The 14,138-nt window shown below is 72.2% G+C and carries 13 protein-coding genes; 7 read left to right on the top strand and 6 right to left on the bottom strand.

From position 1 onward, the window contains the following. Nucleotides 1-44: 44 nt before the first annotated feature. Both IE212_RS01155 and IE212_RS01150 read left to right on the top strand, forming a co-directional pair. Entirely contained in the window at nt 45-1,493 is a 1,449-nt protein-coding gene (locus IE212_RS01155) for an NAD(P)H-quinone dehydrogenase (protein WP_190195757.1), read from the top strand. Between the two features lie 165 nt (nt 1,494-1,658). Then, nucleotides 1,659-2,639, top strand: a complete 981-nt coding sequence (locus IE212_RS01150; protein WP_190195756.1) for a DeoR/GlpR family DNA-binding transcription regulator — start codon at nt 1,659-1,661, stop codon at nt 2,637-2,639. Between the two features lie 584 nt (nt 2,640-3,223). Here the strand turns inward: IE212_RS01150 and IE212_RS01145 are convergent. Next, nucleotides 3,224-4,996, bottom strand: coding sequence for an acetyl/propionyl/methylcrotonyl-CoA carboxylase subunit alpha (locus IE212_RS01145; RefSeq protein WP_190195755.1), 1,773 nt, complete (start codon nt 4,994-4,996; stop codon nt 3,224-3,226). 337 nt (nt 4,997-5,333) lie between these two features. On the opposite strand from IE212_RS01145, the gene IE212_RS01140 reads away from it, so the two are divergent. Continuing rightward, nucleotides 5,334-5,810 carry a hypothetical protein gene (locus tag IE212_RS01140; protein ID WP_190195754.1) on the top strand — a complete coding sequence of 159 codons (477 nt, stop codon included), beginning with the start codon at nt 5,334-5,336 and terminating at the stop codon, nt 5,808-5,810. On the opposite strand, the gene IE212_RS01135 is transcribed toward IE212_RS01140, so the two are convergent. The 4 genes from IE212_RS01135 to IE212_RS01125 all read right to left on the bottom strand — a co-directional run bounded on the left by IE212_RS01135 (nt 5,779) and on the right by IE212_RS01125 (nt 8,477). Beyond that, entirely contained in the window at nt 5,779-6,399 is a 621-nt protein-coding gene (locus IE212_RS01135) for a Maf family protein (RefSeq protein ID WP_190195753.1), read from the bottom strand. The genes IE212_RS01140 and IE212_RS01135 overlap by 32 nt on opposite strands. 18 nt (nt 6,400-6,417) lie before the next feature. Beyond that, entirely contained in the window at nt 6,418-6,546 is a 129-nt protein-coding gene (gene mmpB / locus IE212_RS35370; RefSeq protein ID WP_268250537.1) for a morphogenic membrane protein MmpB, read from the bottom strand. A gap of 101 nt (nt 6,547-6,647) precedes the next feature. Beyond that, complete coding sequence (locus tag IE212_RS01130) at nt 6,648-6,857, bottom strand: acyl-CoA carboxylase epsilon subunit (protein ID WP_190195752.1); 210 nt, start codon at nt 6,855-6,857, stop codon at nt 6,648-6,650. Between the two features lie 15 nt (nt 6,858-6,872). Further along, a complete protein-coding gene (locus IE212_RS01125; RefSeq protein ID WP_190195751.1) occupies nt 6,873-8,477 on the bottom strand; it encodes an acyl-CoA carboxylase subunit beta in 1,605 nt (534 codons plus the stop codon). Nucleotides 8,478-8,686: 209 nt separating this feature from the next. Here IE212_RS01125 and IE212_RS01120 point away from each other — a divergent pair, with 209 nt between their 5' ends. Together IE212_RS01120 and IE212_RS01115 are read left to right on the top strand one after the other, a co-directional pair. Then, the gene (locus IE212_RS01120; RefSeq protein WP_190195750.1) at nt 8,687-9,580 is read left to right on the top strand and encodes a biotin--[acetyl-CoA-carboxylase] ligase; all 894 of its coding nucleotides are present in this window, start codon (nt 8,687-8,689) and stop codon (nt 9,578-9,580) included. A gap of 319 nt (nt 9,581-9,899) precedes the next feature. Next, entirely contained in the window at nt 9,900-11,006 is a 1,107-nt protein-coding gene (locus IE212_RS01115) for an adenylate/guanylate cyclase domain-containing protein (RefSeq protein WP_190195749.1), read from the top strand. Between the two features lie 19 nt (nt 11,007-11,025). Here IE212_RS01115 and IE212_RS01110 read toward each other — a convergent pair whose 3' ends face one another. After that, complete coding sequence (locus tag IE212_RS01110) at nt 11,026-11,652, bottom strand: hypothetical protein (RefSeq protein WP_190195748.1); 627 nt, start codon at nt 11,650-11,652, stop codon at nt 11,026-11,028. A gap of 215 nt (nt 11,653-11,867) precedes the next feature. Between IE212_RS01110 and IE212_RS01105 the strand changes: the two genes are divergently transcribed. Further along, entirely contained in the window at nt 11,868-12,668 is an 801-nt protein-coding gene (locus tag IE212_RS01105) for an enoyl-CoA hydratase/isomerase family protein (RefSeq protein ID WP_190195747.1), read from the top strand. A 296-nt stretch (nt 12,669-12,964) separates the two neighbouring features. After that, on the top strand, nt 12,965-14,116 hold the full coding sequence (locus IE212_RS01100) for a GGDEF domain-containing protein (RefSeq protein ID WP_190195746.1): 1,152 nt from the start codon (nt 12,965-12,967) through the stop codon (nt 14,114-14,116). The last annotated feature ends 22 nt before the right edge of the window (nt 14,117-14,138 follow it).

The following is a 14,138-nucleotide window of genomic DNA, read 5'->3' as shown; positions in this document are numbered from 1 at the left end:
GGGGGCGGGCCCCGGGGCGGTGTCACGTTGATGGGTGCGGGACAATGGAGTACGTGACTCGGATCGTGATCATTGGTGGCGGACCCGGCGGATACGAAGCGGCGCTGGTTGCCGCTCAACTCGGCGCGGAGGTGACCGTCGTCGACAGCGACGGTCTGGGCGGGGCGTCGGTGCTCACCGACTGCGTACCGTCGAAGACCCTGATCGCCACGGCCGAGGTGATGACCACCTTCGACTCCTCGTACGAGGAGCTGGGGATCATCGTCGCCGACGACACCCCGCACGTGGAGCAGGCCGCCCGGGTGGTGGGCGTGGACCTGGGGAAGGTCAACCGGCGCGTGAAGCGCCTCGCGCTCGCCCAGTCGCACGACATCACCGCCTCCGTGACGCGTGCCGGGGCGCGGGTCATGCGCGGGCGCGGGCGCCTGGAGGGCATGCAGGCGCTCGACGGGTCGCGCAAGGTCGTAGTGCGTGCCGCCGACGGGAGCGAGGAGACCCTGACGGCGGACGCGGTGCTCATCGCCACCGGCGGGCACCCCCGTGAGCTGCCCGACGCCCTGCCCGACGGTGAGCGGATCCTGAACTGGACCCAGGTGTACGACCTCCACGAGCTCCCCGAGGAGCTGATCGTGGTCGGGTCGGGTGTGACGGGTGCCGAGTTCGCCGGGGCCTACCAGGCGCTGGGATCGAGGGTGACGCTCGTCTCGTCGCGGGACCGCGTGCTGCCCGGTGAGGACCCGGACGCGGCCGCCGTGCTGGAGGACGTCTTCCGGCGGCGCGGCATGAACGTCATGGGGCGTTCCCGGGCGCAGTCCGCCAAGCGGGTCGGGGACCGGGTCGAGGTGACCCTCGCCGACGGGCGGGTCATCACCGGCTCGCACTGCCTCATGGCCGTCGGTGCCGTACCGAACAGCGCCGGCATGGGGCTGGAGGAGGCCGGGGTCAGGCTGCGCGAGTCCGGCCACATCTGGACCGACCGGGTGTCGCGTACGACCGCTCCGGGCGTGTACGCGGCCGGTGATGTGACGGGCGTGTTCGCCCTCGCCTCCGTGGCCGCCATGCAGGGACGTATCGCCATGTACCACTTCCTCGGCGACGCCGTGGCCCCGCTGAACCTGAAGACCGTCTCGTCGAACGTCTTCACCGACCCGGAGATCGCCACCGTCGGTTACACCCAGGCCGACGTCGACGGCGGGAAGATCGACGCCCGGGTGGTGAAGCTGCCGCTGCTGCGCAACCCGCGGGCGAAGATGCAGGGCATCCGTGACGGCTTCGTCAAGATCTTCTGCCGGCCGGGGACCGGGATCGTGGTCGGTGGCGTGGTCGTGGCGCCGCGCGCCTCGGAACTGATCCACCCCATCTCGATCGCGGTCGACAACAACCTGACGGTCGAGCAGATCGCGAACGCCTTCACCGTCTACCCCTCGCTGTCGGGTTCGATCGCCGAGGTGGCGCGGCAGCTGCACACGCGCAAGGAGACCGGCGAGAGCTGAGGCCGAAACCGACTCCCCGCTGGTCACGGGGGGTGCGCGACCATGCGGACGGCATAGGCGGCGCGGCTGGGCTCTATATCACTTCACGCTGCTCGGTGCGAACATCTTCTGCTATTCAGCGCAAACTGCTGAAAGCAGACGGTCGCTGGCGTTACTGTCAGTTTCGTGTTCGCTGCAGAACGTCGCCAATTGATCCTCGAAATGGTGCGAGCGAACGGGGCCGTGTCGCTCCGTGAGCTCGCCCGCGTCGTCCAGACCTCCGAAGTGACCGTACGGCGGGACGTGCGCGCTCTGGAGGCAGAAGGACTCCTCGACCGCCGGCACGGCGGTGCGGTACTGCCGGGCGGTTTCACGCGAGAGTCCGGCTTTCCGCAGAAGTCTCATCTCGCGACCGCCGAGAAGACCGCTATCGCCGACCTCGCCGCGAATCTCGTGGAGGAGGGCGAGGCGATCGTGGTCGGGGCGGGTACGACGACCCAGGAGCTGGCCCGCCGGCTCGCCCGGGTGCCCGGGCTGACCGTCGTCACCAACTCACTGCTGGTGGCACAGGCCCTGGCCCACGCCAACCGGGTCGAGGTCGTGATGACCGGCGGGACACTCCGCGGTTCGAACTACGCCCTGGTCGGCAGCGGTGCCGAGCAGTCCCTGCACGGGCTGCGGGTGTCACGGGCCTTCCTGTCCGGGAGCGGTCTGACCGCGGAGCGCGGGCTGTCCACGTCCAACATGCTGTCGGCGTCCGTGGACCGGGCGCTGGTGCAGGCCGCGGCGGAGGTGGTCGTACTGGCCGACCACACGAAGCTCGGTACGGACACCATGTTCCAGACCGTGCCGACGGATCTCATCACCCGCCTCGTGACGGACGAGCCACCCGCGCATGACGACCGTGCGGCCACGGAGCTTCAGGCTTTGGCCGACCAGGGTGTGCAGATCGCCGTGGCCGGGGGGCAAGGGGGGTCGGCGGGGGCGGCGGGCCCTGGAGGGGATTCCGTCCCTGCGCGTCAGCAGCGGCGGGACGTGCCGTTGCCGGGGCCTCGGCGGCAGGTGCCGGGGGGTGGGGCCCAGGGGGGATTGAGGTCCGCCGCGATGTTGGGGGAGCAGGGGGGCGGGGCGGAGCGGGCGCGGGTGGCTGATCTGCGGAGGCGGTGACGGTGCCGGCGGTGGCATGAGCCGCTTTTCGGGTGCCCGGCGTGGGTGCGGGGGCGGGTCGTTGCGCGGCCTGGCGTTGCGGGGTGCCGCTGCGCCCACCCTCCCCCGAGCTCTCGGCTTCGCTCGAGCAGGGGGGACCCCCATCGCCCCAGCGGCACGACTACTGCCCGCAGCGGCGGCGGCCGGTTCCAGGTACCCGGCGGGGGTGCTGGGGGCGGGTGGGTGCGGAGCCCGGCGTTGCGAGGTGCTGGGCGTTGGTGCGGGGGGGCGTTGCGCAACCCGGCGTTGCGGGGTGCCGCTGCGCCCACCCGTGCCGCCCCAGCGGCACGACTGCCCGCAGCTAGGGCGGCCACGACTGCACGCAGCTAGGGCGGTCACGACTGCCCGCAGCTAAGACGGCGTGCAGCCGCGTATGGCGAGAAGGGGACGTGTCGGGGGGTGTCCGCCCGCAGCGGTTGGCGCGTCAACGGGGAGTCACTCGGTATCCGACTCCATCGCGCCGTTCCGAGGACGGACACCCCCCGGCGCGGCCCCGACCCACCCGAGTGGGTAGGCGCCCGCGCCGGGGGACAGGCGGCCTGGCCTCAGTCCTTGATCTCGCAGATCGCCCCGCCCGACGTGACCGACGCGCCGATCTCGGCCGACAGGCCCTTGATCGTGCCGGCCTTGTGGGCGTTGAGCGGCTGCTCCATCTTCATGGCCTCCAGGACGACGACCAGGTCGCCCTCCTTGACCTCCTGGCCCTCCTCGACGGCGACCTTGACGATCGTGCCCTGCATCGGGGAGGCGAGGGTGTCGCCGGAGGCCACCGGGCCCGACTTCTTCGCCGCGCGGCGCTTGGGCTTGGCCCCGGCCGCGAGGCCCGTGCGGGCCAGGGACATGCCCAGCGAGGACGGCAGGGAGACCTCCAGGCGCTTGCCGCCGACCTCGACGACGACCGTCTCGCGGCCCGGCTCCTCGTCCGTCTCCACGTCCGCGGGCGCCGCGAACGGCTTGATCTCGTTGACGAACTCGGTCTCGATCCAGCGGGTGTGGACCGTGAAGGGCGCGTCCGAACCCGTGCGCTCGGGGGCGAACGCCGGGTCCTTCACCACCGCGCGGTGGAACGGGATCGCGGTCGCCATGCCCTCGACCTGGAACTCCTCCAGCGCTCGCGAGGCCCGCTCCAGGGCCTCCTTGCGCGTGCGGCCGGTGACGATCAGCTTGGCCAGCAGCGAGTCCCACGCCGGGCCGATGACCGAGCCGGACTCGACACCCGCGTCCAGCCGGACACCCGGACCGGACGGCGGGTCGAACCTCGTGACCGTGCCCGGGGCGGGCAGGAAGTTGCGGCCCGGGTCCTCACCGTTGATGCGGAACTCGAACGAGTGTCCCCGCAGCACCGGGTCGTCGTAACCCAGCTCCTCGCCGTCGGCGATACGGAACATCTCCCGCACCAGGTCGATACCGGCGACCTCCTCGGTCACCGGGTGCTCCACCTGGAGGCGGGTGTTGACCTCCAGGAAGGAGATCGTGCCGTCGTTGCCGACCAGGAACTCCACCGTGCCGGCGCCGACGTAGCCGGCCTCCTTCAGGATCGCCTTCGAGGAGGAGTACAGCTCGGCGACCTGCTCGTCGGACAGGAACGGCGCGGGCGCCTCCTCGACCAGCTTCTGGTGCCGGCGCTGGAGCGAGCAGTCACGGGTGGAGACCACGACCACGTTGCCGTGCTTGTCGGCCAGGCACTGCGTCTCCACGTGCCGCGGCTTGTCGAGGTAGCGCTCCACGAAGCACTCACCCCGGCCGAACGCGGCGACCGCCTCACGGACGGCCGAGTCGTACAGCTCCGGCACCTCTTCCAGCGTCCGCGCCACCTTCAGGCCGCGGCCACCGCCACCGAAGGCCGCCTTGATCGCGATCGGCAGACCGTGCTGCTCGGCGAAGGCGACGACCTCCTCCGCACCGGAGACCGGGTCGGGCGTGCCGGCCACCAGCGGGGCACCCGCGCGCTGCGCGATGTGCCGGGCGGCGACCTTGTCACCCAGGTCACGGATCGCCTGCGGCGGCGGGCCGATCCAGATCAGACCCGCGTCCAGCACCGCCTGCGCGAAGTCCGCGTTCTCGGAGAGGAAGCCGTAGCCCGGGTGGATCGCGTCCGCCCCGGACTCACGGGCGGCGCCCAGCACCTTCTCGATGTCGAGGTAACTGGTGCCCGGCGTGTCACCGCCCAGGGCGAACGCCTCATCCGCGGCGCGGACATGCAGAGCGTCCCGGTCCGGGTCGGCGTAGACGGCAACGCTCGCGATCCCGGCGTCCCGGCAGGCCCGGGCCACGCGGACAGCGATTTCGCCACGGTTGGCGATGAGCACCTTGCGCACGATTGAGGCTCCCTCCTTGAAACAAGCCGAGTTTAGGGACTGCCGACACGGCACTTCGACCCGTCCCCAGTGGTGAGCTTGCCCACACGGAGCGTGATGCGAGGCTCGCTCGACCCGCAAAATCCCTTGTCGTACCGCAGTACGCAGCACTCTTCCGGGAAACCCTAGCCGTCCCCTGTGGCCAAGGTCTCTGTCATCACGTGCTGCGGGCCACTCGGTTTCTTTGTGGAGTCCCTACGAATGGCCCAATGATTCTTTGCCTGCTGCCTGGGCCTTGTCCCTCGGTTTACCGGTTAGTAGCGTTCCCCGGTGTCCTCGAAGGGAAGTGGGTGGCCCGGTGGTGCGCAGGCCGGTGGCGTGGATCGTGGCGGTGGTGCTCTTCGGCGAGGCGTTCGGCATCGCCGCGCTGAACTGGTTCCTCGGAGTCGTCGTCGACCGTCAGGACATGTCCCTGGCCGGACTCGACCCGCACATGATGTCCCTGTCGTCGAAGGTCGGCGGCATCGTCTTCGGTCTCTACTTCGCGCTGTGCGGCCTGGTCGCCTTGCTGGTGGCGCTGCGGAACCGGCCCCCGGCCGGCCTCGGGCGTGTGCTGCTGATCAGCGCGGCGGTCGTGCACGGGCTGCTGGGCGCGTTCACCTGGGGGCCGGTCGGCTGGCCGGCGTTCGTGTTCATGGTGCTGGTACTCGGCCTGATCGTGCTGCTGCTGATGACGTACGACAGTCCGGCCGAGCCCGCCGACGCCGTGCCCGAGGGCGGGACGGGCGGCGACGGGGGCCCGGTCACTTCTCCGCCGGCGCCCACAACTCCGTGATGCCGACGCCCAGGTCGGCGAGGAGCCGCCGGACGAGGGGCAGGCTGATGCCGATCACGTTGCCGTGGTCGCCGTCGATGCCGTCGATGAACGGCGCCGAGCGGCCGTCGAGCGTGAACGCCCCGGCGACGTAGAGGGGTTCGCCGGAGGCGACGTACGCGGCGATCTCCTCGTCGGTGGGGTCGCCGAAGTGGACGACCGTGGACGCGGTGGCGGAGGCGTACCGGCCGGTGGCCGTGTCATACACGCAGTGGCCGGTCTGGAGGGTCCCGGCCCGTTTGCGCATCGCCTTCCAGCGTGCGGTGGCCTCCTCGGCGTCCGCCGGCTTGCCGAGGGCCTGGCCGTCCAGATCGAGCACCGAGTCACAGCCGATCACGAGCGCGCCCTTGACCTCGGGACGGGCGGCCACGACGGAGGCCTTGGCCTCGGCGAGGGCGAGCGCCAGATCGGCGGGTGTGGGGGCGGTGACGGCGTCCTCGTCGACGCCGCTCACGATCACCTCGGGGGCGAGTCCGGCCTGGCGGAGCAGTCCCAGCCGGGCGGGGGACTGGGAGGCGAGGACGAGTCGGCGGCGCGGCTGATCTGTCATGCGTTCAGCGTATCGGCGTCACCTCACGCCGATCACCAGCATGGCCAGGAACATGGCCAGTGCCATGAGAACGCCCAGTCGCCGAAGCATGTCCTGCGTATCGCGCAGTTCTTTCGGCGGTTCGTTCTCGGGGTCGGACCACAGCATGCCACCAGCGTGCGGCGGTCCGGGCCCGAGCGCCTGAGTACGGGTACTCAAGTTGCGGGCCCGCGGCCGGGGTCGTGTTTCGGCTGCGGGCCGTGGGTCTGTCAGACCGGCCAGTAGGTGCGGCCCCACGACGCCGGCCCGGGCTGGGGCAGGCGGTGCGCCGCGATACGGGACGGGTCGGACCAGGAGTCGCGGGACGTCGGCGCGCCGGGCGGTGTTGCCGCTGCCGCCACGGCGCGGGCCCTGACCACCGCCAGGGCGGCGGCCAGCTCCTCCGGGGTCGGGTTGCCCCGTACGACCTTGATCGTCATGTGGGCTCCTGGTGGCTAGAGGGGGATGTTGCCGTGCTTCTTCGGAGGCAGGGATTCCCGCTTCGTCCGCAGTTGACGCAGGCCCCGTACCACGTGGCGACGGGTCTCGGACGGCATGATCACCGCGTCGACGTAGCCGCGCTCGGCCGCGACGTAGGGGTTGAGGAGCGCGTCCTCGTACTCCTGGATCAGCCGGGCCCGGACCGCCTCCAGGTCCTCGCCGCCCGCCTCCGCCTCGGCCAGGGTCCGGCGGTGCAGGATGTTGACCGCGCCCTGGGCGCCCATGACGGCGATCTGGGCGGTGGGCCAGGCGAGGTTGAGGTCGGCCCCCAGGTGCTTGGAGCCCATGACGTCGTACGCACCGCCGAACGCCTTGCGGGTGATGACGGTGATGAGCGGGACGGTCGCCTCGGCGTACGCGTAGATCAGCTTGGCGCCGCGCCGGATGATGCCGTCGTGCTCCTGGCCCACGCCGGGCAGGAAGCCGGGGACGTCGACGAAGGTGATGACCGGGACGTTGAAGGCGTCGCAGGTCCGCACGAAGCGGGCCGCCTTCTCGCTGGCCTTGATGTCCAGGCACCCGGCGAGCTGCGTCGGCTGGTTGGCGACGATGCCGACCGGGCGCCCCTCGACCCGGCCGAAGCCGGTGACGATGTTCGGCGCGAACAGCGGCTGCGTCTCGAAGAACTCGGCGTCGTCCAGGACGTGCTCGATCACCGCGTGCATGTCGTACGGCTGGTTCGCGCTGTCCGGGACGATCGCGTCCAGCTCGCGGTCCTCGTCGGTGAGCTCGAGGTCGGCCTCCTCGGGGAAGGCCGGCGGCTCGGAGAGGTTGTTGGACGGCAGGTACGACAGCAGCTGCTTGATGTACTCGATCGCGTCCTTCTCGTCCCCGGCCATGTGGTGGGCCACACCGGAGGTCGAGTTGTGCGTACGGGCGCCGCCCAGCTCCTCGAAGCCGACGTCCTCGCCGGTGACGGTCTTGATGACGTCGGGCCCGGTGATGAACATGTGCGAGGTCTGGTCGACCATGACCGTGAAGTCGGTGATGGCGGGGGAGTAGACGGCCCCGCCCGCACACGGGCCGACGACCAGGCTGATCTGGGGGATCACACCGGAGGCGTGCGTGTTGCGGCGGAAGATCTCGCCGTAGGCGCCCAGCGAGGCCACGCCCTCCTGGATACGGGCGCCGCCGGAGTCGTTGATGCCGATGACCGGGCAGCCGGTCTTCAGCGCGAAGTCCATGACCTTGACGATCTTCTGCCCGTAGACCTCGCCGAGGGCCCCGCCGAAGACGGTGAAGTCCTGGGAGAACACGGCGACGGGCCGGCCGTCGACGGTGCCGTACCCGGTGACGACCCCGTCCCCGTACGGCCGGTTGCTGTCGAGGCCGAAATTGGTGGAACGGTGCCGGGCGAACTCGTCGAGTTCGACGAAGGAGCCCTCGTCGAGCAGGAGCTCGATCCGTTCACGGGCCGTCAGCTTGCCCTTGGCGTGCTGCTTTTCGACGGCGCGTGCGGAGCCGGCGTGCGTCGCTTCCTCGATGCGGCGCTGCAGATCCGCGAGCTTGCCCGCGGTCGTGTGAATGTCAGGCTGCTGCTGCTCTTCCGGCTCGGACATCGGGATGCGGCTCCCTGCCTGCTCAAAAGGGGGGACGGTTACTCATTCGTAGAGTAGTGGGGTGCCTCCACATCGGCAGTGCGGCGTTTGCCACACCGTCCCCGTCTTCCCAGGAACGCCGATGAGACCTACGGGGCGGACCGGGACGGGACCCGGACGGGATCCACTCCCTCTGCGGGATGGGGGGTTTCAAACCTAGGGTGGCTTGCATGAAGACGCCACCAGGTGCAGATGGAAACCCGCCCGACGGACCCAGTGAGCCGAGGCCGAGCCGATGGTCCGACCTCGATCGCCCGCCCCTCAACGCCGCCGCCCTGCGCCGCGGCCTGGTGCATGAGGGAGCGTTGTGGTCGGAGGTGGACGTGGTGCAGCGCACCGGCTCCACCAACTCCGACCTGGTGGCCCGGGCCGGTGAGGGCAGGGCCGCGGAGGGCGCGGTGCTGGTCGCCGAGGAGCAGACCGCCGGGCGGGGGCGTCTGGACCGGCAGTGGTCGGCGCCGCCGCGCTCGGGCCTCTTCTTCTCCGTGCTCCTCACGCCCGGCGAGGTACCGGTCGCGCGGTGGGGGTGGCTGCCGCTGCTCACGGGGGTGGCGGTGGCGACGGGGCTGTCCCGGGCGGCGGGCGTGGACACGGCGCTGAAGTGGCCGAACGACCTGCTGGTCACGGTGGGCGGAGAGGAACGCAAGGCCGGGGGCATCCTGGCCGAGCGGGCCGGGGACGGCGGGGTCGTGATCGGGGTCGGCATCAACGTGTCGCTCAAGGCGGACGAGCTGCCGGTGCCGACGGCGGGGTCGCTGGGTCTGGCGGGGGCCGTCAGTACGGACCGGGATCCTTTGCTCCGGGGAGTGCTTCGTTCGCTCGAGGAGTGGTACGGGAAGTGGCGTGCGGCCGGGGGTGACGCGGGGGCGTGCGGGTTGCAGGAGGCGTATGTGGCCGGGTGCGCGACGCTCGGCAGGGAGGTGCGGGCGGAATTGCCGGGTGACCGTGCCGTTGTGGGGGAGGCGGTGGCCGTGGACGGGGACGGGCGGTTGGTGCTGGCCACGGGGGAGGGGGTGCAGGAGCCTGTCGGGGCCGGGGACATCGTGCATCTGAGGCCGGCGTGAGGGCGGAGGTAGGGGGTGGGTCCGCGGCCCGGCGGAACGGGGTGCCGCTGCGCCCCCCGTCGCTCTGCGGCACGGCTGCCCGCTGCTGGGTGCGCCGATCAGCATCACCCAGCCCGTCCGGTGATTGAGGACGAGGCCGTTCAGGCCGATCGGGGGTCCTGGGGGCGCAGCCCCTTGGGGATGGTGGGGAAATCGCCGAGCCCCCGGCAGCACCGGGCCCCCACCCATCGGCTGAACCTAACGGAGTGAGCTGGCGCACACTGCCGTAGAGTTGAGGCCGGTCGATACATGACCGTGACAGATCGGAAGGGCAACACGCGTGACCGTCGACGACTCGGGTTCCGGCACGGACGCGCAGGGCGCCGACTCCGGCGAGGATCCGCTCGCCCTGCGCCTGGAAGGGCTCATCCTGGGCGCCGAGCGCCGCTACACACCGTTTCAGGCGGCTCGCAGCGCCGGCGTCTCCATGGAGCTGGCCTCCCGCTTCTGGCGGGCGATGGGCTTCGCCGACATCGGGCAGGCCAAGGCTCTCACCGAGGCGGACGTCCTGGCCCTGCGGCGGCTCGCCGGTCTCGTCGAGGCGGGACTGCTGAGCGAGGCGATGGCAGTACAGGTGGCCCGGTCCACCGGGCAGACCACCGCGCGGCTCGCCGAGTGGCAGATCGACTCCTTTCTGGAGGGGCTGACGGAGCCGCCCGAGCCGGGCATGACGCGCACCGAGGTGACGTACCCGATCGTCGAGCTGCTCCTGCCCGAGCTTGAGGAGTTCCTGGTGTACGTCTGGCGTCGCCAGCTCGCCGCCTCGGCCGGGCGGGTCGTGCAGGCCGCGGACGACGAGGAGATGGTCGACCGGCGGCTCGCGGTCGGTTTCGCGGACCTGGTGGGGTTCACGCGGCTGACCCGCCGGATGGAGGAGGAGGAGCTCGGCGAGCTGGTCGAGGCGTTCGAGACCACGGCCGCCGACCTGGTCGCCGCCAACGGCGGCCGGCTGATCAAGACCCTCGGCGACGAGGTGCTGTACGCCGCCGACGACGCGGGCACGGCCGCCGAGATCGCCCTGCGCCTGATCGAGACCATGGCGCACGACGAGACGATGCCGGAGCTGCGCGTCGGTATGGCGTTCGGGACGGTCACCACCCGAATGGGCGATGTCTTCGGTACGACCGTGAATCTGGCCTCCCGGCTCACCTCGATAGCGCCCAAGGACGCCGTCCTGGTCGACACCGCCTTCGCCGAGGAGCTGATACGCACGCAGGATGCCCCGGCCTCCGAGGCGGAGGCGGCCGAAGAGGCCGCGACCGCGGAGAAGGAGGGCGAGGAGCCGCCGGTGTACCGGTTCGGGTTGCAGCCGATGTGGCAGCGGCCGGTCCGTGGGCTGGGCGTCGTGGAGCCGTGGCTGCTCACGCGGCGGGACAACGGCGGCTGACGGACGGCCGGCAGGGGCGTCAGCCGCGGCGCCACGGGCTCTCCACGCACAGACCGATGGCCGGGACGCACAGTCCGGGGTCGCGCGGCTTCTTCGGCTCGTCGGGCTCCTTCGGCGCCGGGGTGGGGGCCGTCCTGCTCGATGGCGGTGCCGAGGCCGGGGCCGGGCCCGGGGTTCTCGGCGCCGGGGCGTTCCTCATGTCATGGACGGGCGTGGTGCCGGCGGTGGTCGCGGTCGGGGGAGCCCCGGCCGTGCGGCGTGTCTCCCGGGCGCCGGTCGCCTGGGGCCGGGAGCGGGAGGCGGCGTCCGGACCGCGGGCGCCCGGCGAGGGGGTCAGGCCGCCCAGTGCGGTGGGTGAGGAGGGGCCCGCGTCGGGAGCGGCCGGGACGACCGTGGCGGCGGTGTCGGCGGCCTGGTCCGTGGCGGTGGTGGCCGCGTCCGGGCGGGGTCCGGCCTCGACGGTGCCGGCGCCGTCGGAGCCCGGGCCGTGGGCCAGGCGTACGAGGCTCAGGGCTCCCGCCGCCAGCGCGAGGCCGCCGGCGGCGAGCAGGGCCTTGCGGGGGCGGGGCTTGCGGTGCCGGCCCCGGGCGCGGGGGGCGACCCCGGTGTCCCGCTCCGGCCTCGTCGGCGTGTTCGTCGTCCTCACGGTCCCTCCCCGATGCGCATGCGCCCCCTGTGCGCCGTCGCGGATGCACGCTATGCGCTCCCATGGGCGATCGGGTCGGAGTTGAGCGGATGTCACTCGAACGGGTGGGCGGGTGCTGGTTGGGGGAAGCGGTCACGTCCGCTCTTTCGCCGGCGGGGTGCGGCTGCGATGATCGGAGCGGCGATGTAGTTAACCCGCGTTAACCGGAGGGTGTCATGAGTGAGGAACGGTTCGGGGAGTTCGTGCTGGTGCGGCGGCACGAGCGGGGGCACGTGGCGGAGCTCGTCCTCGACCGGCCGAAGGCCATGAACGCGGTGTCGACCGAGATGGCCCGGTCCCTCGCCGGGGCGTGTGCGGCGCTGGGGGAGGACCGGGACGTGCGGGTGGTCGTCCTGACCTCGTCGCATGAGCGGGCGTTCTGCGTCGGGGCCGACTTGAAGGAGCGGAACTCGTTCAGTGACGCGGATCTGGTGCGGCAGCGGCCGGTGACGCGGGGGGCGTACACAGGGGTGCTGGAGCTGCCGGTACCGACGGTGGCGGCGGTGCACGGGTTCGCGCTGGGGGGTGGGTTCGAACTGGCTCTGGCGTGTGACGTGATCGTGGCGGACCGTACGGCGGTGGTGGGGCTGCCGGAGGTGTCCGTGGGGGTGATCCCCGGAGGCGGGGGGACCCAGTTGCTGCCGCGCCGGGTGGGGGCGGCGCGGGCGGCGGAGCTGATCTTCTCGGCGCGGCGGGTGGAGGCCGTCGAGGCGGGGGAGTTGGGGCTGGTCGACCAGGTGGTGGAGGAGGGGCGGGACCGGGAGGCGGCGCTGGAGCTGGCGGCCCGTATCGCGGGGAACTCGCCGGTGGGGTTGCGGGCGGCGAAGCGGGCGTTGCGGCTTGGGCAGGGGCTGGACCTGCGGGCCGGGCTCGAGGTGGAGGACGCGGCTTGGCGGGCGGTGGCGTTTTCCGGGGACCGGGCAGAAGGGGTTGCGGCGTTCAACGAGAAGCGGAAGCCGGAGTGGCCGGGGGTCTGAGGGGCGGTGCTTGGTGCCCGGCGTTGGTGCGAGGGCCGGGGCGTTGCGCAGTCCGGCGTCGCGGGGGGCCGCTGCGCCCACCCTCCCCCAAGCTCTCGGCTTCGCTCGAGCAGGGGGGACCCCCATCGCCCCAGCGGCACGACTGCCCGCGGCTAAGCAGTCGGGGTGCCGCTGCGGTGGCGGAGTGCCGGTGCGCCCGCGCGTGCCGCCCTTGGCGGCGCGACCGCCCGCAGTTACGCGTCCCCGTTCGCGTCGTAAACAGGTCAGACTGGCTGGAAACTCCCTAGCCTGGAGTGATGGGTGAGGACAGACGGCTGGTGGCCGTCGTCGCGTTGGCTCAGGGGATGGCGGCCGCGCACGGGTCGCGTGAGGCGTGGCGTGCGGCGGCCGTCGGGGCCTGCCGGGCGCTGGGCGGGAGTTTCGCCGCGCTGTCGGTGTGGGAGCGGGAGCTCGGGCGGCTGAAGGTCCTCGTGAACGTGGGCGAGCTGGCCGAGGGGGAGGAGGAGTTTCCCGAGGACGAGGCCTACCCGGTGCACCAGTTCGTCGAGATCACCGAGTTCCTGCACGAGCAGTGGGCGGGCGGTGGGGAGCCCGGCGCGTGGGTGGAGACGGCCGAGGGACCGGCCGCGGGGCGTCGTCCCGGGTACTGCCACCAGCGCGTCGCCGCGCTGCGCCGCCGTCGCCGCGGCTGCTGCGTGGTCGCGCCCATCGTGCTGCACGGCCGGGCCTGGGGCGAGCTGTATGTGGCCCGGCCGGTCGGCGAGCCGGTCTTCGAGCGGGCCGACGCCGACTTCGCCACCGTCCTGGCGGCCGTGGTGGCCGCCGGCATCGCCCAGACCGAGCGGCTGGAGGAGGCCCGGCGGCTGGCGTACACGGACGCGCTGACGGGGCTCGCCAACCGGCGTGCCGTCGACGTACGCCTGGAGCGGGCGATCGAGCGGCACCGCCGGGACGGGGTCGTCGTCAGCCTCGTGGTGTGTGATCTGAACGGGCTCAAGCGGGTCAACGACACGCACGGGCACGCCGCCGGCGACCGGCTCCTGGAGCGCTTCGGTTCGGTCCTGTCGCTGTGCGGGGCCATGCTGCCCGGGGCCTTGGCGGCACGGCTGGGCGGGGACGAGTTCTGTCTGCTCGCGGTCGGGCCGAGCGCCGACCAGGTCGTGAAGGCGGCGGAGGAACTGTGCCGCCGGGCGGCGGAGTTGGAGCTCGGGGACGGCGTGGCGTGCGGCGTCGCGTCCACCGAGGACCCGATCGGGCCCGTGCGTTCCGCCCGCCGGTTGTTCCGGCTCGCCGACGCGGCGCAGTACCGGGCGAAAGCCGAGCGGGCCTCTCGGCCGGTCGTCGCCGGCCGGGCCGGGCCCGACGACCCGGTCGTGCGGCTCGCGGACGAGCCGTCCCGGGAGGCCGACGGCGAGCGCCGGCGGTTCCGCGGGCGGCACGCGCCCTGACACGGCCCGAGGGGTGTGACGT

The organism is Streptomyces djakartensis, assembly GCF_014651075.1.
GTDB classification, from domain to species: domain Bacteria; phylum Actinomycetota; class Actinomycetes; order Streptomycetales; family Streptomycetaceae; genus Streptomyces; species Streptomyces djakartensis.
Note: the sequence above shows the minus strand (reverse complement) of the source record. Positions and strands in the feature narration are given on the sequence as shown.

Excerpts from the sequence above, each read along its gene's own strand:
- mmpB (WP_268250537.1), bottom strand. The coding sequence starts at position 6,546 with ATGCTGTGGTCCGACCCCGAGAACGAACCGCCGAAAGAACTGCGCGAT.
- IE212_RS01130 (WP_190195752.1), bottom strand. The coding sequence starts at position 6,857 with ATGACGATCAAGGTCGTACGGGGCAACCCGACCCCGGAGGAGCTGGCC.
- IE212_RS01100 (WP_190195746.1), top strand. The coding sequence starts at position 12,965 with ATGGGTGAGGACAGACGGCTGGTGGCCGTCGTCGCGTTGGCTCAGGGG.
- IE212_RS01155 (WP_190195757.1), top strand. The coding sequence starts at position 45 with ATGGAGTACGTGACTCGGATCGTGATCATTGGTGGCGGACCCGGCGGA.
- IE212_RS01105 (WP_190195747.1), top strand. The coding sequence starts at position 11,868 with ATGAGTGAGGAACGGTTCGGGGAGTTCGTGCTGGTGCGGCGGCACGAG.
- IE212_RS01125 (WP_190195751.1), bottom strand. The coding sequence starts at position 8,477 with ATGTCCGAGCCGGAAGAGCAGCAGCAGCCTGACATTCACACGACCGCG.
- IE212_RS01120 (WP_190195750.1), top strand. The coding sequence starts at position 8,687 with ATGAAGACGCCACCAGGTGCAGATGGAAACCCGCCCGACGGACCCAGT.
- IE212_RS01135 (WP_190195753.1), bottom strand. The coding sequence starts at position 6,399 with ATGACAGATCAGCCGCGCCGCCGACTCGTCCTCGCCTCCCAGTCCCCC.